The 22,253-nt window shown below is 46.4% G+C and carries 20 protein-coding genes, 1 tRNA gene and 1 pseudogene; 12 read left to right on the top strand and 10 right to left on the bottom strand.

The genetic code is table 11. The annotated features are described in order from the left end of the window. From NTW12_02120 to NTW12_02130, 3 genes and pseudogenes are all read right to left on the bottom strand, one after another. Window positions 1-787 (bottom strand): phosphate ABC transporter substrate-binding protein (locus NTW12_02120; GenBank protein MCX5845146.1); only part of this gene is annotated, 787 nt, incomplete at its 3' end. A 730-nt stretch (window positions 788-1,517) separates the two neighbouring features. Continuing rightward, on the bottom strand, window positions 1,518-2,183 hold the full coding sequence (locus NTW12_02125) for a lysophospholipid acyltransferase family protein (protein ID MCX5845147.1): 666 nt from the start codon (window positions 2,181-2,183) through the stop codon (window positions 1,518-1,520). Between the two features lie 565 nt (window positions 2,184-2,748). Further along, window positions 2,749-2,871, bottom strand: a pseudogene (locus tag NTW12_02130) (prepilin-type N-terminal cleavage/methylation domain-containing protein). A 163-nt stretch (window positions 2,872-3,034) separates the two neighbouring features. Between NTW12_02130 and NTW12_02135 the strand changes: the two are divergent. Beyond that, on the top strand, window positions 3,035-3,310 hold the full coding sequence (locus NTW12_02135; GenBank protein MCX5845148.1) for a hypothetical protein: 276 nt from the start codon (window positions 3,035-3,037) through the stop codon (window positions 3,308-3,310). 75 nt (window positions 3,311-3,385) lie between these two features. On the opposite strand, the gene NTW12_02140 is transcribed toward NTW12_02135, so the two are convergent. Both NTW12_02140 and radA read right to left on the bottom strand, forming a co-directional pair. Then, entirely contained in the window at window positions 3,386-4,087 is a 702-nt protein-coding gene (locus NTW12_02140; protein ID MCX5845149.1) for a response regulator, read from the bottom strand. Window positions 4,088-4,095: 8 nt separating this feature from the next. After that, a complete protein-coding gene (radA, locus tag NTW12_02145; protein MCX5845150.1) occupies window positions 4,096-5,454 on the bottom strand; it encodes a DNA repair protein RadA in 1,359 nt (452 codons plus the stop codon). Between the two features lie 153 nt (window positions 5,455-5,607). Between radA and NTW12_02150 the strand changes: the two genes are divergently transcribed. The 7 genes from NTW12_02150 to NTW12_02180 all read left to right on the top strand — a co-directional run bounded on the left by NTW12_02150 (window position 5,608) and on the right by NTW12_02180 (window position 13,127). Then, window positions 5,608-6,735, top strand: coding sequence for a phosphoserine transaminase (locus NTW12_02150; GenBank protein ID MCX5845151.1), 1,128 nt, complete (start codon window positions 5,608-5,610; stop codon window positions 6,733-6,735). 54 nt (window positions 6,736-6,789) lie between these two features. Beyond that, window positions 6,790-8,373 carry a phosphoglycerate dehydrogenase gene (gene serA / locus NTW12_02155; GenBank protein ID MCX5845152.1) on the top strand — a complete coding sequence of 528 codons (1,584 nt, stop codon included), beginning with the start codon at window positions 6,790-6,792 and terminating at the stop codon, window positions 8,371-8,373. A gap of 15 nt (window positions 8,374-8,388) precedes the next feature. Beyond that, window positions 8,389-9,687 (top strand): adenylosuccinate synthase, encoded by a 1,299-nt coding sequence (locus NTW12_02160; GenBank protein ID MCX5845153.1) that lies wholly within the window; start codon window positions 8,389-8,391, stop codon window positions 9,685-9,687. 66 nt (window positions 9,688-9,753) lie between these two features. Then, a tRNA-Lys gene (locus NTW12_02165) sits at window positions 9,754-9,829 on the top strand. Between the two features lie 582 nt (window positions 9,830-10,411). After that, window positions 10,412-11,623, top strand: coding sequence for a Tm-1-like ATP-binding domain-containing protein (locus NTW12_02170; GenBank protein ID MCX5845154.1), 1,212 nt, complete (start codon window positions 10,412-10,414; stop codon window positions 11,621-11,623). 34 nt (window positions 11,624-11,657) lie between these two features. Further along, window positions 11,658-12,491 (top strand): phosphoenolpyruvate hydrolase family protein, encoded by an 834-nt coding sequence (locus NTW12_02175; protein ID MCX5845155.1) that lies wholly within the window; start codon window positions 11,658-11,660, stop codon window positions 12,489-12,491. A 147-nt stretch (window positions 12,492-12,638) separates the two neighbouring features. Continuing rightward, window positions 12,639-13,127: a hypothetical protein gene (locus NTW12_02180; protein ID MCX5845156.1), complete on the top strand. Its 489-nt coding sequence runs from the start codon at window positions 12,639-12,641 to the stop codon at window positions 13,125-13,127. Window positions 13,128-13,234: 107 nt separating this feature from the next. Here the strand turns inward: NTW12_02180 and NTW12_02185 are convergent, their stop codons facing one another. Beyond that, window positions 13,235-14,329, bottom strand: coding sequence for an ATP-dependent 6-phosphofructokinase (locus NTW12_02185; GenBank protein ID MCX5845157.1), 1,095 nt, complete (start codon window positions 14,327-14,329; stop codon window positions 13,235-13,237). 230 nt (window positions 14,330-14,559) lie between these two features. Here NTW12_02185 and amrB point away from each other — a divergent pair, with 230 nt between their 5' ends. The 3 genes from amrB to NTW12_02200 all read left to right on the top strand — a co-directional run bounded on the left by amrB (window position 14,560) and on the right by NTW12_02200 (window position 17,400). Beyond that, window positions 14,560-15,786 (top strand): AmmeMemoRadiSam system protein B, encoded by a 1,227-nt coding sequence (gene amrB / locus NTW12_02190; GenBank protein ID MCX5845158.1) that lies wholly within the window; start codon window positions 14,560-14,562, stop codon window positions 15,784-15,786. Between the two features lie 216 nt (window positions 15,787-16,002). Further along, complete coding sequence (locus NTW12_02195) at window positions 16,003-16,473, top strand: DUF4124 domain-containing protein (GenBank protein ID MCX5845159.1); 471 nt, start codon at window positions 16,003-16,005, stop codon at window positions 16,471-16,473. Between the two features lie 102 nt (window positions 16,474-16,575). Beyond that, window positions 16,576-17,400: an alpha/beta hydrolase gene (locus tag NTW12_02200; GenBank protein ID MCX5845160.1), complete on the top strand. Its 825-nt coding sequence runs from the start codon at window positions 16,576-16,578 to the stop codon at window positions 17,398-17,400. A gap of 145 nt (window positions 17,401-17,545) precedes the next feature. Here the strand turns inward: NTW12_02200 and meaB are convergent, their stop codons facing one another. The 3 genes from meaB to NTW12_02215 are packed head-to-tail and all read right to left on the bottom strand — an operon-like array spanning window position 17,546 to window position 20,629. Beyond that, window positions 17,546-18,511 carry a methylmalonyl Co-A mutase-associated GTPase MeaB gene (gene meaB / locus NTW12_02205; protein ID MCX5845161.1) on the bottom strand — a complete coding sequence of 322 codons (966 nt, stop codon included), beginning with the start codon at window positions 18,509-18,511 and terminating at the stop codon, window positions 17,546-17,548. After that, window positions 18,511-18,921, bottom strand: coding sequence for a cobalamin B12-binding domain-containing protein (locus NTW12_02210; GenBank protein MCX5845162.1), 411 nt, complete (start codon window positions 18,919-18,921; stop codon window positions 18,511-18,513). The genes meaB and NTW12_02210 overlap by 1 nt, the downstream gene beginning before the upstream one ends. Window positions 18,922-18,946: 25 nt before the next feature. Next, window positions 18,947-20,629: a methylmalonyl-CoA mutase family protein gene (locus NTW12_02215; GenBank protein MCX5845163.1), complete on the bottom strand. Its 1,683-nt coding sequence runs from the start codon at window positions 20,627-20,629 to the stop codon at window positions 18,947-18,949. Between the two features lie 242 nt (window positions 20,630-20,871). Here NTW12_02215 and NTW12_02220 point away from each other — a divergent pair, with 242 nt between their 5' ends. Then, window positions 20,872-21,171, top strand: a complete 300-nt coding sequence (locus tag NTW12_02220) for a hypothetical protein (GenBank protein ID MCX5845164.1) — start codon at window positions 20,872-20,874, stop codon at window positions 21,169-21,171. Window positions 21,172-21,218: 47 nt separating this feature from the next. On the opposite strand, the gene NTW12_02225 is transcribed toward NTW12_02220, so the two are convergent. Further along, the coding region (locus NTW12_02225) for an acyl-CoA dehydrogenase family protein (GenBank protein ID MCX5845165.1) at window positions 21,219-22,253 on the bottom strand (1,035 nt) is incomplete at its 5' end.

Below are 22,253 nucleotides of genomic sequence, written 5' to 3' on the forward strand. Positions count from 1 at the left end.
TGGCGACCAGTTTCTGCCCGGCGGGACTCAACACAAACTTAATGAAGTTGGCAACTTCACCAGTCGGCTGCCCGTTGGTATACATGTAGAGGGGCCTGGCAACAGGGTACTCCTTGGAAAGGGCCGTCTTTGCAGAAGCCGGAACACCATTAACGGTCAATGCCTTGACCGATTTATTGATGTATCCAATACCAACATAGGCTATTGCATACCTGTTCTTAGAAACAGCCTGTACTACGGCTCCGCTGGATGCCTGCATCTGGGCCTTCGGGGTCACTTTAGCATTATTAAGAACCAGCTGCCCCCACGATTCAAAGGTTCCTGAGCTGCTGTCCCTCGATACAACAACGATCTGCAAATCATCCCCACCGACCTCCTTCCAGTTTTTGATCTTACCCTGATAGATCTGGCTCAATTGGTCAATGGTCAATCCATTTATCCTGTTCTTCGGGTGGACAATGGGCGTCAGTGCGTCAATGGCAACTGCATGGGCTACAGGATTTACGCCTTTGCTTTTTGCAAGCTCCACTTCCTTAGCTTTAATTTCACGCGAAGATGTTGCAATGTCTGTAGATTTGTCAATCAGCGCCTTGATCCCGTCACCGGAACCACCACCAGAAAGAGATATATTTACTCCGGGATGTGCCTTCATATAGGCCTCTAGGGCAACTTGCGCTATGGGCAATACCGTCGTTGATCCCTTGATGACAATACTTTCAGCGGCAATAGCCGAATTGGTACTCATAATTAAACACATCATACTTGCCAACAATAATTTTTTCACCATTTTCTCCCTCCATTCGATTTAACGTATCTTCTCAATTTTTATGGATTTGTTTTTAGGGTCATAATACATATATAATGTTTCAAATTTGTTAAAAAATGATGAAGCTTTTGTTAATTTTGTACAGAGTCTTGATTGGCCTTTTTCGTAAACCTGTAAGGTTGCGTGCAATCAAATGTCTCGAACCACTTTAATTTCCTAATTGGAATAAAGCGAAAATTAAGGGAAAGATAGGAAATATTATTAATATTATGTAAAATTAATCAATATTTTAAATAATACTTGACATTAATAAATATTACTGTAAATTTTTTTCCGCTCACAATGAAGAATTATTTCAAACGTCAATTCTTGATCTGAATTGATAAAAGGACGGGGTTGCAATGCCTGGCGCCTATTCGATTCCTGAAAAAATAGATATATGGGGTAGACGTTCGGGGATTGATAGACGAATGGTTTTTTTTCCCGTGTCCGCACCTGAAAGGAGATCCACTCAAGACCGCAGAAGCGGTGAAGACAGGAGAAGCCGAAAAGATCAAGGAAATGTCATCAATTTGAGAAGAAATATAGATAGGTATATGGAATTTACTAATACTCAGAAAGGGTTATTTCTCGCCATTTCGTTGAGTTTGCCATTATGGGCATTGATCATATTTTTAATTTTTATTAAAAGGTAACTTTCGGTGACGGTGCTCCCTTGCAAAAGTTAAGGTTTGACTTTGCTTGGCAATACTCATTTTTTATCGGGGTTTGACCTTAATGCCGGAAGCATAATCATCTCCAGGTAAAGCCTTTGACTTTCAAATGTTTCCGGTTCTTCCGCGATAGCAAATTTGATCATATCTCCAAATGAGATTGTTACATTGGCGAAAGGTTTCGGGAGGAAAAAGTTATCCCAGCTGTTAAAATACCATGCCCTGTCTGCAGATGTTGTGAAAGGAACGATTACCGCATCAGCAGCGTGGGCCAACTGAATCACCCCGGCCTTTACCTTTCCGATTGGTCCTTTCGGGCCATCGACAATATGACCGGCCAATCCCGATTGTTGTAAACGGTCGATCATCTTCCTCAAGGCATCTTTCCCATCTCTCGAAGAAGAGCCGCGTACCGCATGCCAGCCGCTTTTTTCGGCCACCCCGGCGATAATCTCACCATCAGAGCTTTTGCTGATCATCAGAGATGGTTTGAAGTCTCTGTAAGTCTGGAAATGGCGTATCGCGGTAAAAAATTGCTGATGCCAAGTACATAAGATAACCCTTCCCCCATTTTTGATATAGTTCATCCATTCTTGTTCATTTTCAATTTTGATTTTAAATGTCAAACTGTAGAGACGAATGAATCGATAAAGGAAGGAATGAAACTGTTTCGTCGTTATTAAATTTTTGAATTTAATAGCCATTTAGATACTTTTTCTAAATTTTTGAAAGCAAAAGAAATAAAAAACCCATTTCTCTTTCCGAGAGACGGGTTTCAATCATTGGTCGACGCAGAACTGGAACTTATGGTTTGATCGAATGGCTCCGGCTGACGTTATTGAGATGTGTCTTGTCTCAAATCACATCACTGGAAATGTGTCAATGACTTTAATTGAAGATCTCCGCAGCCTGTTGCGGGGAATCTTCAACTTTTGCTGATCAAATATATGTATTTTGCTGATTTTATCAGTCGGTTACTGAAATTGTCCAGTACCAAGGCTCATGACTTTGATCACTTGGCGCATTCCTTGTAAATGTAACCTGTTTGCGATGAAAAGTGATCGTCTGACCAGTTATTATGGAAACATTGTTATTCCAATCATTACCTAATGTTGTGTCAGTACCATTAACTGTACCACCATCCCCGGCAGTTCCTGTTGCACCAGGCGTCGGATAAGGCCCCTGGCCATCTTTTAATTTCCATTCCGTCAGTTTCAACTTTTCGCGTGCGTTCAGCTCCGCAGCTGCACCGCTCGCGGCTTTCATAACTGCATCTTTTCCAAGATCCAGATACTTCGGGATGGCCGTTGCCGCGATAATACCTAGAATAACAAGAACAGCAACAATCTCAATCAGAGTAAAACCTTTCTGGTCAAAGGCAAGCTTCTTCATAAATAACTCAAATCCCCCAATATTTACACTAGGAGGTATCGTCCATTTTTCAAAATTTCTTTAATTATTTGTTTCTTTCCCCAAGTCTTGATTTTTCTATTTAACCCTTTTATGCTACATTACAATTGGAAATAAAATACACGTCACAGGTTTTTAAAGAGACATGAACGATATTGATTACCAGCAGATCATGAAGTGGATCCTCATTGTATTAGTCGCCGGTTTTATCGGACAGTTTGGGAAATCCTTCGCCACGTACCTGATTGAGAGAGCAAGGAAAAAGAAGCTCCTCGCCGCTTCTGAAAGATTAGGTGGCTCTGTTAAACAACCAGGAGAGGCAACACCAACGGAAACCATGACTGAAACGAAAGAGGCGCAGGTGAAAGCTGAAAAAAAGATGTTGAAATCGTTGATAAAGCTGAGGAAAAAAGAAAAATAATAGATTTCCTTTAAGCCCTGTTCTCTCCAGTGCGCGGTTTTATCTTTATTTTCAATATAGCTTACGAAAAAACGCTCATTTCAGATCCACGAATTTATATCCGATACCCCTTACGGTTAGAATATACTGCGGTTTTTCTTTATCTTTTTCTATGGCCAGTCTCAGGCGGCTGATATGGACATCCACGGTGCGGGGTTCCACGAATGTTTCATCATCCCAGACATAATCTAAAAGCTGATCCCTGGTGTAAACCCTGCCGGGATGCTGGGTAAAAAAACGTAATAATTTTAATTCTGTCGGACTAAGATCGATCCTTTTCCCATCCACGCTCACCTCATAGGACCCATAATCAATATGAAGACCTTTAAAGGTAAATATCTCCGCTTTGCCTGAATCTGGACGCGCTTCCGTCCTTCGCAGAACCGCACGAACTCTGGCGATCAATTCTCTCACATTGAACGGCTTGGTAATATAATCGTCTGCCCCCATTTCAAGTCCGATGATTTTGTCTACCTGATCACCTTTGGCTGTAAGCATGATAACGGGAAGTGTTTCCGTCTCCGGCTTCTTCCGAATTAATTTGCATACTTCTATTCCTCTGATACCCGGAAGCATGAGATCAAGAATGACGAGATCCGGTTTTTGGGTCTTAATCAGATCGAGGGCACTTTCTCCATTATAGGCCTTAATGGTAATAAACCCTTCTTTCTCAAGATTGTAAACGATTAAATCTACAATGTCTTTTTCATCATCGACAACAAGTATTTTTTTCGGCATAATCAACGTTAAAAAAGATACTCGAGGAGCTTTTTCAGGTTGTTGACCTTAATGAATTCCATCTTTTTTTCCATAGAATCATTTCGGAAAGGCGTCTGCGGAATAATGCAACGTTTGAATCCCATGCGGGCCGCCTCTTTGATCCTCATGTCCATTTGGGAGATACCCCGCACCTCACCGGTAAGACCCACCTCGCCGAAAACCACTGTACCCGCATCAATCGGCCTGTCAAGAAAACTGGAGGCCATGGAAGCAACGATCCCCAGGTCTACTGCCGGCTCATCCACCTTCATACCGCCAGCCACATTGATAAAAATGTCGTGACCACCGAGACGAAAACCGCAAATCTTGTCCATAACGGCAGCTAACAGGGACACCCTGTTGTGATCGACACCGATGGTTGTTCTCCTCGGCATCCCGAAACTCGTAGGGCTGACAAGGGACTGGATTTCAATGAGGATCGGCCTGGTTCCTTCGATACTCGGCACAACCACAGAACCTGCGGCCCCTTCCGGCCTTTCTGTCAGAAAAAACGCAGATGGATTCGTTACCTCGATGAGACCAACGTCTCTCATTTCAAAGACACCTATTTCATTGGTCGGTCCGAACCGGTTTTTAATACTTCTGATAATTCTGTAGGCATGTCCCGAATCACCCTCAAAATAGAGTACCGTATCAACCATATGTTCCAGGACCTTCGGACCTGCAATAGAACCGTCTTTGGTGACATGACCTACCAGAAAGATGGGGATGCCCGTCTTTTTTGACATGAGAATGAGCCGCCCCGATGATTCCCTGACCTGCCCAACACTTCCCGGTGCCGATGTGAGAACCGACGAATACATCGTCTGGATGGAATCAATCACCACCACACTCGGTGATATCTCTTTAATATGCCTGATGATATTATCCAGATCTATCTCTACAAGAACGATGAGGTTTTTCGAAGAAGCCCCGATCCGCCTCCCCCGGAGTTTTATCTGCTTTGCCGATTCCTCACCGGAGACGTAAAGTATCTTTAAACCCTTTTCCGCCAGATTGTGAAGTATCTGGAGAAGCAGTGTCGACTTCCCGATGCCGGGGTCGCCACCGACCAGCGTGACCGACCCGTTTACAATCCCACCCCCAAGAACCCTATCCATTTCCACGATCCCGGTGGTGATTCGTTCTTTTTCATCAGCTACAATTTCATCAATGGGTATAGGGGCTTCGTTGAACTGGAGGCCCATTGAAACCGCGGGATCAATCATTCTTAGTTCTTCTTCAACAAACCGGTTCCACTCGCCACATGAGGGACACTTACCCAGCCACTTCGGTGACTGGTGGCCGCAGTTCTGACAGAAAAATGTGGTTTTAATTTTTTTCACGTGCGAGAGACTCCTGAAATTGAATAGTGTCTTATACCATATGTTTTTTTACAGTATCAGTCAATACGAAAGGAATTTCAAAAAATCTTGAGTAATCATTTCAATACTGATATATTTCTATGCCTTTTAAAAAAAATAGGGAGAGAGTAACGTATGCATAATCCAAATTTCAGTTCCGGACCTTGCAGTAAGAGACCGAATTGGACACTTGATGTTCTCAAGGATGCTCCTGTCAGTCGATCTCACCGATCTTCTCTGGGTAAAGAAAAACTGGCAAAAGCCATTGCCGAAAGTAAAAAAATTTTGGGAATCCCGGATGACTACCTCGTCGGAATACTTCCCGGATCGGACACCGGCGCTTTCGAAGCAGCAATGTGGACTCTCTTGGGTCCACGGCCGGTTACCGTTCTTGTGTGGGAAAGTTTTTCCGAAGGATGGGCAGCGGATATTACCAAACATCTGAAACTGAAACCAACAATCCTGAAAGCCGATTACGGGAAAATACCCGATCTGAAGGCAGTTGACTGGTCCAATGATGTCGTTTTCGTTGCCAACGGTACCACGAGTGGTGTCAAAATTCCCGACTGGGAATGGATTCCGAATGATCGAGAAGGGTTATCCCTCTGTGATGCCACCAGCGCTGTCTTTGCTATGACAGTTGACTGGTCGAAAGTGGATGTCCTGACGTATTCCTGGCAGAAATGCTTAGGCGGCGAAGCAGCTCATGGCATGCTCATCTTAAGCCCCAGGGCTATACAACGCATTGAATCCTATGATCCCTCGTGGCCGCTTCCAAAAATCTTCCGGATGAAGAAGGACGGCAAGATTAACAGGACCATCTTTGAAGGCGACACCATCAATACGCCTTCCATGCTCTGTGTGGAAGACTACCTTGATGCGCTCCAATGGGCAAAGGAAATCGGACTGGAGGGGCTCATAGAGAGAAGTAAGGCGAATCTCAGGATCGTCGAAGAATGGGTTGAAAAAAATGACTGGATCGACTTTCTCGCCGTCTCAAAGGACATACGGTCAAATACTTCTGTGTGCCTCTCTGTCACCAGTGAAAAAGTAAGAAGCCTGTCGAAAGATGATCAGGCAAAGTTCCTTAAGAGCATAACCAGCGAGTTAAGCAAAAAAAATATTGCACACGATGTAAATTCCTATAAAGATGCACCTCCCGGATATCGCTTCTGGTGCGGTCCGACGATCGAACCGGGTGATATTAAAGTAGCCCTCTCTGAAATGGAGAAAATATACAATCAGAAAATAAAAGATTTATGATCAGTTTTAGATCATCATGATAGTTAACTAATTAATACCAGGAGGATAATGATTATGAAAAAAGTTCTCGTAAGCGATACTCTGGCTGCCGAGGGCATTGAAATTTTAAAGAATGCACCAGGAATTGAGGTGGACGTAATGACAAACCTCACCCCCGATGAGTTGAAAGGGATCATCAAGGACTATGATGGTCTTGCCATCAGGAGCGCCACAAAAGTCACCAAGGAAATTATCGATCATGCCGAAAAGCTCTCTGTAATAGGACGCGCAGGAATCGGCCTCGATAATGTGGATATTCCCGCCGCAAGCAAAAGGGGCATCGTCTGCATGAATACCCCTGGCGGCAATACAATCACCACAGGCGAACATACCATTGCCATGATGTTCTCGCTTGCGAGAAAGGTACCCCAGGCCACTGCATCCATGAAAGCAGGAAAGTGGGAAAAAAATAAATTTATGGGCACAGAGCTCTACAACAAGACACTCGGAATTGTCGGCATCGGGCGGGTATGCACCATCGTCGCTGACAGGGCGCTGGGGCTCAAGATGAATGTTATCGCCTATGATCCCTTTATCTCCCCGGAGGCAGCCGAAAAGCTGGGAATTACCCTCGTTACACTGGACGAACTCCTGCAGAAATCAGATTTTATCTCAGTCCATACCCCCATGACGAAAGAGACGAGGGGCATAATCAATGCCGCGGCTTTTGCTAAAATGAAGCAAGGGGTTTTTATTATTAATTGTGCACGCGGGGGGATCATCAATGAAAAGGACCTCTATGATGCCCTTGTCTCGGGAAAAGTCGCAGGCGCCGCTCTCGACGTCTTTGAAGAAGAACCAACGAAAAACACGGAACTTATCGCCCTCAACAACGTCATCTGCACGCCTCATTTAGGCGCATCAACCGACGAAGCACAGATCAATGTTGCCATTGCCATTGCCGAGCAGATAGTTGCCTTTCTTACCAAAGGAGAAATAAAAAATGCCGTCAATTTCCCCTCTATCAGTGCCGAACTGCTGACTGTTATTCAGCCTTATCTTGACCTTGCTGAAAAGCTGGGAAAATTTGAGGCACAACTCGTTAAAGGCGCCATCAAAGAAGTTACCGTGGAGTACAGCGGGGAAATCCTGAACTATAATGTAGCCCCTATTACCCTTTCTCTCCTGAAAGGGCTGTTAACACCCATTCTGAATGAAAATGTCAATTACATAAATGCACCGGTCGTTGCTAAAGAACGCGGCATCAGGGTTATTGAGTCAAAGAGCAGCGAGGCGAAGGATTACACAAGCATGATAGCGTTGACTGTCAAGACATCCCAGGAAGTGAGCTATGCCGCAGGAACCATCTTTGGACGGCACGATCTGAGAATCGTTAGAGTTAACAAATTCACCGTTGAGGTTATCCCGGAGGGTCACATGCTGGTTGTATCCAACTACGACAAACCCGGAGTGATCGGTAATCTTGGTATGACCCTGGGGGAAAACAGCCTCAACATCGCAAGACTTCATTTGAGCCGGGAGCAGGTCGACAAAGAGGCCTTAGTTGTCCTGACGACGGACACTATGGTATCGGAAGATGTGCTCAGCAAGATCCGGAGTCTGCCAAACATCATCTCGGTTACTCAACTCGAGATGTAGACAGGAGAGCTACTTATGGCAAATGTCGCAGTTATTGGAACGCAATGGGGCGATGAAGGCAAGGGAAAAGTCGTTGATCTGTATGCAGAAGACGCAGGAGTGATCGCACGGTTCCAGGGAGGTAACAATGCAGGGCATACCTTGGTCGTAAAGGGTGAACAAACCATCCTCCACCTGGTCCCTTCCGGAATTTTACATGATAACAAGATTTGCATCATCGGCAACGGGGTGGTAGTCAACCCAAAAGTACTTCTTGGAGAGATAGATAGCCTCAAAACCCGGGGAGTTTTGCCCCCGAACACGAAACTGTATGTGAGTGAAAAAGCCCATGTCATCATGCCATACCACTGGAGGCTCGATGTTGCACGGGAATCTCATGGAGTCGGCAAAAAAATAGGGACCACAGGAAGAGGCATCGGACCAACATACGAAGACAAGATCGCACGGGTGGGAATAAGAATGTGTGATCTCCTGGATGAGCAGATATTCAGGGGAAAACTTGCACAAAACGTTGAGGAAAAAAATTTCTATTTGACGAACCTCTTTAAGGAAGAACCACTGGACAGTGAAGCGATATATAACGAATACCGGATGTACGCCGATCGCCTCAGACCATATATCGCCGATACATCACTGATTATGAACACTGAGATCAAAAAGGGGAAGAAAATTCTCTTTGAGGGCGCCCAGGGTTCACACCTGGACATTGATCATGGCACATATCCTTACGTGACATCATCAAATACCGTATCCGGTAATGCCAGCTGTGGAACCGGCATAGGGCCATCGGCAATCGGCGCTGTCGTTGGAATCTGCAAAGCGTATACAACAAGGGTAGGTGAAGGTCCCTTTGTAACGGAATTGACAGGGGAAACGGGAGACCGCCTGCGAGAGGTCGGGCACGAATATGGAGCTACCACCGGAAGAAAGCGCCGCTGCGGCTGGCTGGATATGGTACTCGTAAGACAATCTGTGCGGTTATCCGGCATAACCGGAATTGCCCTGACCAAACTCGATGTCCTCACCGGTATCGAAAAACTGAATATCTGTGTAGCCTACCGGACGCCGCAGGGAGAATTCACTGAATCCATTCCTTCAAATCCCCGTCTCCTCGCACAGTGCGAACCTGTTTATGAAGAGATGGCAGGATGGAAAGAAAATATCACCAAGGCCAGGAAGATCGAAGAACTTCCCCGAAATACGAGACGATACGTTGAAAGACTGGAAGAGCTTGCGGGTGCAAAATTAGTGCTCGTTTCAGTGGGAGCAGGCAGGGAGGAAACGATAATCCTGAAAAATCCTTTCACTGACTGATCTTTTTTCTTGACAACTCAGGGGGCTTCTTAGTAAGTGGACAAGCTTTGCATAAAAGTCATGGATGGGCCGTTAGCTCAGCTGGTAGAGCAGCGGACTTTTAATCCGTTGGTCGTGGGTTCGATCCCCATACGGCCCACCAAAAAAACCAAGGGGTTAGGAAAACATCCTGACCCCTCTTTTTTTATCGTGCTGCCGCCATGCTGCCATAATTCGGCTCTTCCCTGACCCATCTTCCGCAGTTAAAAAATTGGATAAGGAAACGGGGACGGTTCATTTTATTAAGAATGCCTGCAATGGCGGGGGTTTGATAAGTTAAAAAACATGTATTGAAAAAAAGAAGTCTAATTGATATGAATACATTCGTGTGCAATGCATTATGGCCATGGTTTACTTTTCTTCAGCCAAGCTTAGTTTGAATGAAACAGTATCAATATGCCGAGCATAATTCTACAAGAATGTCCCAAGGTTTACATCCTGGAGACGCATCGTTCCAAAACACCGGATTCCACACTTCATTTTGTCGAAAGCATCAGAGAACTTGTCGGCATGTTTATACATTCAGAAATTCGGGATCGAGGGAATGAACGAACCCGTAACGGCTTATCTCGGTGATCATAGAGGAGACAGTTCAAAATTAACCTAATCCAATCGGCCCGAAAGATGTATCCGTTTTATTGGCAACCCAATTAAACAATCCAACAGAGAAAAAGGGGGTGAACGCATGTCAAAAAAAGTTGTTCTTGTGGGGTCACTCGACACGAAAGGAAAGGAATATGCCTTTATAAAGGAGTTGATCGAAAAGCAGAACATCGAGACTTTGGTAGTCGATTTCGGCGTCCAGGGGAAACCGGCTTTTAAACCCGATATCGGCCGCAGCAAAGTTGCGAAAGCAGGCGGTGGTGATCTCGCTTACTTAGCCTCGGGCGATCACAAAGACGAGGCAATGAAAACCATGGCAACCGGTTTATCTGTCATTGTGCGCAAGCTTTATGATCAGGGCAAGCTCGATGGAATCATAGGTATGGGCGGCACCGGCGGTACATCGATCATAACGGCCGCCATGCGAACACTGCCTGTTGGTGTACCCAAGGTCATGGTTTCTACGGTAGGCGGAGGCGATGTCAGTGCCTATGCCGGCACAAAGGATATCACATTCATGCCTTCCATCGTAGATGTATCCGGCGTTAACAGGATCAGCCGCGTCATCTATGCCAATGCCGCCGGCGCCATTTCTGGAATGGTAAAAGTTAAAAGGTCCAAGGCGGTCGATGAAAAACCATTGGTTGTGGCATCAATGTTTGGCAACACTACAAAGTGCGTCGACCATGCCCGCGGCATCCTTGAGAAGAAAGGCTATGAAGTCCTTGTCTTTCACGCAACGGGTACCGGAGGAAAGACAATGGAAAGTCTTATAGCAGATGGTTATATTACCGCTTCCATGGACACCACCACCACTGAACTGGCCGACGAGGTGTGCGGCGGCGTGTTTAATGCCGGACCTGAGCGTTGCTTAGCTGCATCACGCGCGGGTATCCCCGCAGTGCTTGTTCCGGGTTGCGTGGACATGGCCAATTTCTGGGGTATAGAAACTGTTCCTGCAAAGTACAAGGGACGTAACCTCTACAAGTGGAATCCCAATGTTACCCTGCTGCGCACAAATGTAGAGGAAAACATTCAAATGGGTAAGATGCTGGCTGCTGCGGCCAACGCAGCCACGGCGCCGGTAGCTGTCCTTATCCCGCTTAAGGGCGTATCCATGCTGGACAGCGAGGGCGGTACTTTCTGGGATCCCAAGGCTGATCGGGCCTGCTTCGATAGCATCAAAAAGAATTTAAAGCCGGGCATCCCTTACCTTGAGATTAACCATAACATCAATGACCCAGAATTCTCCGGAAAAGTGGCCGATATGCTCTTGAAAATGCTTAAGAAGTAACCATGTTTTAATGAAATGAAAGGAGGCAATTTCCATGGCAATCCCTCGTAAAGAAATATTAAAACGCCTGCATGCTCAGATAAAGGCGGGTAAACCCATTGTCGGTTGTGGGGCCGGTACCGGTATATCGGCTAAATTCGCTGAAGCGGGCGGAGCCGACATTATAATCATATACAACTCCGGGCGCTATCGCATGGCTGGGCGCGGCTCTCTGGCTGGTTTAATGCCTTATGGCGACGCTAACGCTATCGTCGTTGAAATGGCATCTGAAGTGCTACCGGTTGTCAAGAACGCCCCCGTGTTGGCCGGTGTCTGCGGCACCGATCCCTTTCGTCTGATGCCGGTATTCCTTAAGCAGCTCAAAGAGATCGGTTTTTCCGGAGTTCAAAACTTCCCTACCGTCGGCCTTATTGACGGCAACTTCCGCGCCAACCTGGAAGCCACGGGCATGGGTTACGATAAAGAAATAGAAGCTATCAGATTGGCACACGAACTCGACATGTTCACCTCCCCTTATGTTTTTGACACCGACCAGGCCAAAGAAATGGCCAAGGCCGGCGCTGATCAACTGGTAGCTCACGTTGGACTCACGACTTCGGGAAGCATTGGAGCAGCCGTCGCCCTGACCTTGGATGATGCAATTGCCAAGGTTATGGAGATAGCGGCGGTCGGGCGCAAGGTCCGCAAAGATATCATCGTGATTTGCCATGGAGGACCGTTTGACGAACCCGATAGTGTGGGGAAGGCGCTAAAACGCATGCCGGGCATCGCCGGTTTCTTCGGTGCGTCAAGTATTGAGCGTCTGCCCACTGAACGGGGTATCCGCGGCCAGGTGGAATCCTTCAAGCAACTGAAATTGGCAAAGTAAACATCTAACCGGCTCATTCAGATCAAGACCATACAGGAAGTAAAACGTAACGAATAATCACAGCCCTTACGTTTTACTTTCCTGTTTGGTACCTTAACATATAATGAGATTCCTAAACGCTTTATATTATTAAATAAGGAGATAAAAATGGAACACAACTATGAAAATATATCAATAGAAACATTTGACGGGACAATAGTCGATGGAAATGCGTTGCTGTATGACAAGAATAGATTATCAGACCTCTTTAACGATAGTTCCATTTATTTTATTGTACTTGAAAATACGATTGATGATTCAGGCATAAAAAAGGACAGGCTTTTTTTAAATAAAGACCTGATAACGTGGGCTGCACCAAGTGATGTAAAACATACTGCACAGGCGAATTATATTGATAATGCAGAGTATGTTGAGATATCAATAAAAACTATTGAAGGTGATATAATCGACGGGAAAGTAAATCTGCAGGTATTTAGAAACCTTGATGATATGTTAAGATATACAAGCCTGGCGCCGTTTGTTATATTGATAAATGCTCATGATAGCCGAGGTAATTTTCATCATACGTTATTCGTAAATAAAACAGCCATCGTTCAAATAGAAGGAGGTCTTCAGTTAGAAGTAGGAGATAATTGACTTTTAATCCGTGATCCTGGAGTTTGAGTCTCCAAGAGCTCACCGGAAAAGCTCACCGTTAATAATATAGCCGAACCTCAAATTTTTAATTTCTTAAACGGCGATTCTCAATCCCCGAGAGAGATTCCGATTTCCCGAGCCGTCTTAATTTTATCACTGTCAAGGGGGACATTCTTTATACGTCCAATTATCTTCTCAAGGGGAACAGCCTTTATGTGCGGTGCATCAAGGGCTACCATGGTACCGAACTTTCTCTCTCCAATCATGCGAACGGCCGCCGCACCAAAACGCAGCGCTATCAGCCGATCAAATGTTGTAGGAGCGCCGCCACGCTGCAAATGGCCAAGAACCAGTGACCGTGTCTCTTTACCCGTCAGTTTTGCAATTTCTCTTGCCAAGTGCTCACCTACACCCCCCAGAACAACATCCTGGCGGCCAACTTCTCCTTTACCTTTATCAAGAATATCGCCGCCGGCAGGGGCTGCACCTTCCGCAGCTACGACTATTGCGTAATGTTGCCCGCGAACTTCCAATTCCATTATGTGGTCACAAACCTTGTCAATATGAAACGGTATCTCCGGAATAATGATAACATCAGCTGAACCGGATAAGCCGCTGTTCAGCGCGATCCAACCCGAATGACGCCCCATAACCTCTACTACCATCACGCGCTCATGTGACTTGGCTGTAGTATGAAGGCGGTCTATGGCCTCGGTAGCAATGCTTACGGCAGTGTCGAAACCGAAGGTTATTACTGTCTCACAGATATCGTTGTCAATGGTCTTGGGTACACCGACGACCGGTATGCCCTTTTTATACAATTTATAGGCAATTCCGAGGCTGCCGTCACCACCCACCGCTATCAGGCAATCAAAACGAAGCCGCTTAAAATTTTCGACCACTTTATCCGATACGTCACGTATTTCAACCTCACCGGCCATATTCGTAACCGGCATCTGAAATGGATTGCCTCGGTTTGTCGTCCCCAGGATCGTCCCTCCCGTATTGGAAATATGGCTGACGGTTTCCGGGGTTAAACGGATAACTTCATCGGTGTTCAGGAGACCGGTGTAGCTGTTCTTGATACCGTACACTTCCCATCCTCTGTTATATGCCGCCATAACGACAGCTTCAATAACTGCATTCAGACCGGGTGCATCCCCTCCCCCGGTATTTATGGCAATTCTCATTCTCTTTTCCATTATATCCCTCCCTTATTGGGGCCTCGTATTTTATATTTTCACTATTTAGCAAATACTATACCATACTTCATGCCCTATAAATACTTATAAAAACCCTCCTGTTAGGATATCCAGATATCAAATTGGACTGTTAGATTATCGGCCGGCATGCAATTTTTTCCTCATCCCAACGATGACGTTGCAATTTCAAATGAATTCCATTATAACCGGGTTACCAAAGTGGAGAGCGCATGGATAAACCTGTCTTGAGAAGGGACATTCAACCGATTGCCACATTAGTTAAAGGTCGTCAGATGATCGCCTTTCATGACCCTTACCACTTAAACGACCACAGTATTGCCCTCGATATTAATTCCCTCCCCATTCTGCAGCTCCTCGACGGAGAACATAACCTAAGAGATATTCAGGCTATTCTGATGAAACAGCAGGGCGGTCGCATCGTTTTTATCTCTGAGATCGAATCCTTTATTGAAACGCTTGACAGGGCCTGTCTTTTAAACAGTCAATTCTTCAGCAATAAAATGAACAGGCTGCGCAGTGAATTCAGCAGCCGGAAAAACCGGATCCCTGTCCATGCCGGAAAATCCTATAGTGCAGAACCCGGTCAGCTCTCCCAATTTATACGGGATGTTGAAAATAATCTCGGTCAGGAAAATTTGCGTCATATCCCGGATAATATAACCGGCATCATCGCCCCCCATATTGACATCAACGTTGCCAGGGAAGTTTATGTCAACACCTATAGCCATTTGAAAGGCAAACATTATGATCTTGTCGTTATTCTCGGGATCAATCACCACGAGCAGGAAGGGCTTTATTGCATCTCCGAGAAAGATTATGTAACCCCTTTCGGGGAAATAAAAACGGACGGAAATTTCATCTCAGAATTAAAGAGAAGGGTTCCTGAAGGAACGTTAACACCGGATGATTTTGGCCATATGATGGAACATTCAATTGAGTTTCAAACTATTTTTTTACACTACTACCTGCAGGGGGCCTTTTCAGTAGTGACGATTCTGTGTGGAGGCATTCATGAATTCATCTATAAAAAGAAGTCCCTTCTTGCCGATGAGAGATTTCGGGGGATGGTGGATGTGATGAAGAAATTAATGCAAGAGGGGAAAGGCCATACCCTTCTTGTGGCAGGCGTCGACCTTTCCCACGTTGGACGCAAATTCGGAGATCAAGTACCGGCAGATGCCATTCTGCCTCAGGCGACATCAAATGATAAAACAATGTTGTCCTTCCTTACCCGTGGAGAACCGGAAAATGTCTTCCAAAATGCAGTTGAAACCCAGGACAGATACCGTATCTGTGGTCTCCCTGCTATCCTGCTCTTCGCCAGCCTGCTGAAAGGAAATCGAGCAGACATTCTTCACTTTGATACTTACCATGAAAGAGAAACACAGAGCGCCGTAAACTACGCATCATTGATCTTCTCCTCAGAATCGGGATAATGAACCCAGGAAAGGACAATTTAAGCAATTTTCTCGCAAATAAAATCATATGATGAACTGTTCACGAGCTATTTCTTCAAACAAACACTCCCCCATTTCCATGTATATTCGTATTATATTCTGCCATATAATCAAAAATCTATGAATGTAATTGACAGTAAAGCAGATTTAGAATATTTTTTAATAAATACTTCCGACATTAGGAGGGAAAAAAGGATGGCTGCTCATAAATTTCGTTTCTCAATACCAATGGTGTACCTGGTTCTGATAATGATTGCATGGATTGCTCCTACAAGAGACGCTCAGGGAGGCACATTATATCAATATATCGATAAGGACGGCTCCGTCGTCCTTACCGATAATCCCCCGCCAGGAGTCAAAGCCAAACCCATGGAGTCATCGCCCGACATGACGGGAAATCAAAAATCAGATCAGGAAAAAGAATCAGACTCAACACTACAAAAGTACCGGGAGGCCGATGCGAAAAGGAATGAAAAACGGGGAAACATCAGAGCTCTTCGGGAAGAATTGGAGACAGCGCAAAGTAACGAGGCAAAGTACAGGTCAAACATGAATCAGGCCCACGGTTTTGCCCAAAGAAGTCACTGGCGTAAGATGGTCGATGAACAACTAAAAGAGATTGAAGAAAAAAAGAAGAAGATCGAAGAACTCGAAAGCCAGCCATGACGGAAAGCGTATGTACTCTACACCGCACTGTATAATGATCTAAATTGCCGGCAACCCCCCTTACCTATGAAGGGGCTCTCAGTTCGGAGACAGTTTTCCATCATGACTGAAAGGAGAAACTATTCACACCGCAGTTTTTATCTCACTGCCGACAATCACCGCCTTTTTGCTCAATTCATCGATCCAGCGTTCGGCGATTCGGAAAAACCCCCATCGACTCTTATATTTCTGCACGAAGGGCTCGGCAGCATAGCTCAGTGGGGAGACTTTCCTGTCTGCCTCAGCATTATGACCGGATTACCTGCGCTGGTCTATGAGCGCTGGGGATATGGAAATTCCGATGCCCTCAATATCCCAAGAACCGCACGCTACCTTCACGACGAGGCATTAATCAGCCTCCCCGATGTGCTGGAGCAGGCAAACATCAATGACGCCATCCTGATCGGCCACAGCGATGGTGGTTCGATTGCCCTTATTTTCGCAGCCGCTCATCGGGACAGAGTTCGCGGTGTTATCACGGAAGCAGCCCACGTCTTCGTCGAGGACGTAACGATAAACGGTATCCGCCAGGCTGTTGACTTATTTTATACAACCGATCTCAGGGATCGTTTGTATAAATATCACAAAGGCAACACGGATTCTATGTTTCGTGCATGGGCCGACACGTGGCTTGCCCCATCGTTTCGTAACTGGAATATCGAAGAATACCCTCCACAGATCACCTGTCCCCTTCTCGCTCTTCAGGGCGAAAAAGATGAATACGGAACACATGCACAGATCAAATCGATTGTAAGGCAGGTTGCCGGTCCCGCAGAGGGTTTAATGATACCCAACTGCGGACATGTCCCCCATCACCAGGCGCGTGAGAGGGTTCTTAACGAAATGGGTCGTTTCATCCGCTCCCTTGTTCATTCAAATGGAAATTGAAGCTCCTTACCTAAATCACTATTGATGTTCAAGGAATTGGGGAAAGAGTTGGGCATTTATTAGATAAATTCGTTAAAATCCGCCTCCTCCCTCCACGTCGACGGGGGAGGCGGATTATCAGTCCGGTATTATCATGATAATACAGCTATATGCATCCCTGTAAATATTTCCTGGCAACCTCTTCTGACAGAGAACAGGGATCCGATTCCTTTCTCAGCAATTTCTCGATCATGCGGTCCAGTTCACCGGTACTGACAAGCACTCTTAGTACCGGTTCAAGGATACTTGACCGGAGGGCTTCATTGAGTTCGTGCGTCGTCTTGCGACGCAGTCTGTCGCCAATAAAATCACTGTTCACAAGGTATTCATAATGCTCATAAACCTTGGAAGATAACTTTTCAATATCTATTTCAAATACTTCCGGTTTAAAGGAATTTCCAATTGTGAGGACGGGCGGCCGCCATCCACCGGGGGGGATTCGTGACATCTCGATCATGTTCATCAACTCTCTCTGGAGTTTGCCGGCTCCCTCGCGGTCTGCCTTGTTGACGACGAATATGTCCGCAATTTCCATGATTCCGGCCTTGATTGCCTGGATTTCGTCTCCCATGCCGGGCACAAGGACAACGAGTACCGTATGGGCATAGTGGATAATCTCCACCTCTTGCTGACCCGTACCTACTGTTTCTACAAAAATAACATCTTTTCCCATGGCGTCCATGACATGGATGGCATCACCAACGGCTTTTGAAAGCCCGCCGAGGGAACCTCGAGTGGCGAGGCTCCTGATGAAGACAGCTGGGTCCTCAGCATGTCGCTGCATACGGATTCGGTCGCCAAGCGTCGCCCCTCCTGTAAACGGACTCGTCGGATCAACGGCAAGAACACCTACCGTCTTTTCCTTCTTCCGGCTCATTTCTATTAGACCATCAACAAGAGTACTTTTCCCCGCTCCCGGTGAACCGGTAATACCCACCACCTGAGCCTTTCCTGTGTAAGGAAAAAGATGCTTGATGGTCGCCTTAGACTCAGGAATACTGTCTTCGATGTCTCTTATAAGGCGGGAGGCCGCGCGAACATCACCCGCCTTAATCTTCTTACCTGTCTCCATTACGTCCTTTCCACCGGCTTTATATTATTGTTAACCCACTCCACAATGGTATCCAGTGTAGTACCTGGTATAAAGATTGCCTTGATACCTGCATCATAGAGCTTCTGGAAATCCTGTTCGGGAATGATACCCCCTCCGATTACGGTTATATCACCTGCACCTTTTTCCCGTAATAAGGTAACTACCTGAGGAAATAAATACCGATGAGCTCCCGACAAGCAGCTTAAACCTACCACATCCACATCTTCATGGATTGCCGAAGCCGCAATCTGCGCGGGTGTTTGATGACATCCTGTGTAGATAACTTCATAACCGGCATCCCGGAAACATCTGGCTAAAATCCTGGCTCCACGATCATGACCGTCAAGCCCCGGTTTCGCCACCATAATACGAATCTTTCTCTGAGTCATTTCACTATCCCTCCCTCAATCACACTTAATAGAGTCCTGGATCACGGTATTCACCATAGAGTTCACGATAGACATCGCACACCTCCTGGACGCTGGCCAGATTCTTAACGGCGTCAATGCAGTAGGGCATGACATTCTCACCCTTCTTACAGGCGTTTTTAATATCTTCGAGACTCTTCTTGACTGCTTTATTGTCCCGTTTCCTGCGCACTGCATTCAGACGCGCGATCTGGTCTTCTTCAACCTTATCGTCAATCTCTAAAAGAGGGATGGGTATCTGTTCATCAGTAACATATTTATTGACACCGACCATAATCTTTTCACCGGAATCTATCTGCCTCTGGAATTTGTAGGCCGCATCGGCGATCTCCAACTGCGGGAACCCCTTTTCAATTGCGGCAACCATGCCGCCCATCTCGTCAATCTTGTTGATGTATTCCCAAGCCTGCTCTTCCATTTCGTTGGTTAACGCTTCAACAAAGTATGAGCCTGCCAATGGATCAATTGTACTGGCTACACCGGTCTCTTCAGCAATGATCTGCTGGGTTCTGAGCGCAATCTGCACAGCAGAATCCGAGGGAAGACACATCACCTCGTCAAGGGAATTGGTGTGCAGGGACTGAGTACCGCCGAGGATGGCGGCAAGGGCTTGAGTAGCCGTCCGCACTACGTTGTTGTACGGCTGTTGTGCCGTCAGTGAACACCCCGCCGTTTGCGTATGGAAGCGCATCCACCACGACCTCGGATCCTTAGCCTTATAGCGGTCCCGCATTACTTTTGCCCAGATCCTCCTGGCGGCGCGCATTTTACAGATCTCCTCGAAGAAATCTACATGGGAATTATAGAAAAACGACAGCCGCGGGGCAAATTCATCGACATTCAACCCTTTCCGGTTAACAACATCCTCCACATATTCCATGCCGTCACGGAGTGTAAACGCAAGCTCCTGAACCGCTGTGGAGCCTGCTTCCCTGATATGGTACCCGCTGATACTGATAGTGTTCCACCGGGGAACATACTTCGCCCCGAATTCAACGGTGTCGCTGATGAGTTTGACCGAAGGCTCCGGCGGACACATGAACGTCTTCTGTGCGATAAATTCTTTCAGCATGTCATTCTGGATGGTACCGCCAATCTTGTTCAGAGGGATACCCTTGATCTCTGCCGCTGCACAGTACATCGCCCAGAGTATGGTAGCAGGCGGATTAATAGTCATGGACGTGGTCACCTGATCCATGGGAATCCCATCCATTAATTGAAGGAAATCTTCGAGGGTATCAATGGCAACGCCGCATTTCCCACACTCGCCACGGGCCTTGGGGGAATCAGAGTCATACCCCATCAGAGTCGGAAAATCGAAGGCCGTACTGAGACCGGTCTGCCCCTCTTTGAGAAGCATGTGCCAGCGTTTGTTGGTGTCTTCGGCGCTTCCCATTCCCGAGAACATTCTGAATGTCCAGAATCGCCCGCGATAACCGGTCGCCTGGTTGCCCCGCAAATAGGGAAACTGCCCCGGGTAGCCGATATCACGGACAAAGTCCATGTCTTTTATATCCTCAGGAGTATAGAGCCTTTTGATTTCAAGGTCTGAAACGGTAGACCATCGTTCCCTCTGGTCGGGAACTTTGCTGACCACCTTTCGAACCTCATCCTCCCACTTTTTTCTGAGTTCGCTGGACTGACTCAGAACCTCTTTTACAAAATACATACAACCCCCTCCTTCCAGTAAATCTTATAAATTGCTATTATCATTTATTACCCTTTTCAGAATTTTTATCATTTCCCTTAATGGACATGTTATTTTATCCTGCTCTTGCCGCAATGTCTTGTAAATGACAAAAAAAGAACCGATTACGTACCCTCCCCCCCATGATAGATAACTGGACAATTACATTGTGTTATGATATTCCATTTCCACATGGTATCAGTACTAAATGCGGAGGTCCGATTATGGATATTAAAATGCCCATCAAGTTTCACGGCAACTACCGGGTCACCATTCGCCAGGGTGACTGGGAAGCGCGGGAACGGTGTCAAAAGCTGATTATCAGAGAAATGACGCCGGCTGAAAAAGAGCAACACTACAAAGAAATGGATGAAAAGGATATCCCTACCCACCAGGTCAATTTTTTTGATTTCGGTTGCCGTCGCATTATCGAGGGTAAACTCACGGTTAACGAAGAAGACAGAGTGGCCTTCAGCGTTGAAGGAAAAGAATACGAGTTTTCACCCTTCAAATTTGACAAATGATTCCATATCAAAAACCGGTGCGCTACGGTATCGTGTTCATTTTTTTCTTATCGTAAACCGAGGAGTTTTCTCGCGATAACCACCCTCTGAATTTCGTTCGTACCTTCATAGATCTGACAGATCTTTGCATCCCGCATGTGCCTCTCAGCGGGGTATTCCTTCGTGTACCCATAACCACCAAATATCTGTACCCCTTCGATGGCTGCCCTCATTGCGACATCGGACGCATAACACTTTGCCATGGCAGATTCTTTCTCATAATCAAGGTGATTATCCTCCATCCAGGCGGCGCGAAGGAGCATCAACTCCGCCGCATCAAGTTCCATTGCCATGTCGGCAAGTTTGAACTGGATGGCCTGGAAGGTTGCAATCGGTTTACCGAACTGCACTCTTTCTTTTGCATAGGCGAGGGCGTCTTCAAGGGCCGCTCGACCGATACCGCAGGCCTGGGAACCGATGCCGATTCTCCCTGCATCGAGCCCCATCATCATCTGTTTGAATCCCTGCCCCGGTTTTCCCAGAAGGTTTTCCGCAGGTATCTCGGCATCCTCAAATACCAGCTCCGCCGTTCCGGAAGCGAGGATTCCCATCTTCTCCTCGATCTTTCCTACTTTAAAACCCGGGGTGTTCTTCATATCCACAATGAGATTGATGACCCCCTTGTACCCTAATGCAGGATCTGTCGTGACAGCTAAAACGCAGTAATGGGCCACATTGCCGTTCGTTATGAAGATCTTGGTACCATTGACAATATATTTGTCCCCTTTCAGTACGGCCCGGCATTTCAATGCGGCTGCATCCGAACCGGCGCTGGGCTCCGTCAGTCCATAGCAGCCTTCAACTTTCCCGCTGGCTACAGGAGTCAGGTACTTTTTCTTCTGCTCTTCTGTCCCAAACGCCATTACGGGATATCCGTAAAGAGAATTATTGACCGACACAATCACTCCGCAGCTTGCACAGGCTTTGGAAATCTCGATCATACAGAGAACATACGTCACGATATCCATGCCCGCCCCGCCGTATTCCTGAGGTACGGCAACGCCCATAATACCCATTTCGCCCAGTTTGCGGCAGATTTCTTC

This window comes from Deltaproteobacteria bacterium, assembly GCA_026388545.1.
Classification (GTDB): Bacteria; Desulfobacterota; Syntrophia; order Syntrophales; family UBA2185; genus JAPLJS01.

Excerpts from the sequence above, each read along its gene's own strand:
- NTW12_02215 (MCX5845163.1), bottom strand. The coding sequence starts at position 20,629 with ATGTATTTTGTAAAAGAGGTTCTGAGTCAGTCCAGCGAACTCAGAAAA.
- meaB (MCX5845161.1), bottom strand. The coding sequence starts at position 18,511 with ATGGAGACAGGTAAGAAGATTAAGGCGGGTGATGTTCGCGCGGCCTCC.
- NTW12_02210 (MCX5845162.1), bottom strand. The coding sequence starts at position 18,921 with ATGACTCAGAGAAAGATTCGTATTATGGTGGCGAAACCGGGGCTTGAC.
- NTW12_02220 (MCX5845164.1), top strand. The coding sequence starts at position 20,872 with ATGGATATTAAAATGCCCATCAAGTTTCACGGCAACTACCGGGTCACC.
- NTW12_02150 (MCX5845151.1), top strand. The coding sequence starts at position 5,608 with ATGCATAATCCAAATTTCAGTTCCGGACCTTGCAGTAAGAGACCGAAT.
- NTW12_02180 (MCX5845156.1), top strand. The coding sequence starts at position 12,639 with ATGGAACACAACTATGAAAATATATCAATAGAAACATTTGACGGGACA.
- NTW12_02160 (MCX5845153.1), top strand. The coding sequence starts at position 8,389 with ATGGCAAATGTCGCAGTTATTGGAACGCAATGGGGCGATGAAGGCAAG.
- NTW12_02195 (MCX5845159.1), top strand. The coding sequence starts at position 16,003 with ATGGCTGCTCATAAATTTCGTTTCTCAATACCAATGGTGTACCTGGTT.
- serA (MCX5845152.1), top strand. The coding sequence starts at position 6,790 with ATGAAAAAAGTTCTCGTAAGCGATACTCTGGCTGCCGAGGGCATTGAA.
- amrB (MCX5845158.1), top strand. The coding sequence starts at position 14,560 with ATGGATAAACCTGTCTTGAGAAGGGACATTCAACCGATTGCCACATTA.
- NTW12_02185 (MCX5845157.1), bottom strand. The coding sequence starts at position 14,329 with ATGGAAAAGAGAATGAGAATTGCCATAAATACCGGGGGAGGGGATGCA.
- NTW12_02170 (MCX5845154.1), top strand. The coding sequence starts at position 10,412 with ATGTCAAAAAAAGTTGTTCTTGTGGGGTCACTCGACACGAAAGGAAAG.
- NTW12_02140 (MCX5845149.1), bottom strand. The coding sequence starts at position 4,087 with ATGCCGAAAAAAATACTTGTTGTCGATGATGAAAAAGACATTGTAGAT.
- NTW12_02125 (MCX5845147.1), bottom strand. The coding sequence starts at position 2,183 with ATGGCTATTAAATTCAAAAATTTAATAACGACGAAACAGTTTCATTCC.
- NTW12_02135 (MCX5845148.1), top strand. The coding sequence starts at position 3,035 with ATGAACGATATTGATTACCAGCAGATCATGAAGTGGATCCTCATTGTA.
- NTW12_02175 (MCX5845155.1), top strand. The coding sequence starts at position 11,658 with ATGGCAATCCCTCGTAAAGAAATATTAAAACGCCTGCATGCTCAGATA.
- NTW12_02200 (MCX5845160.1), top strand. The coding sequence starts at position 16,576 with ATGACTGAAAGGAGAAACTATTCACACCGCAGTTTTTATCTCACTGCC.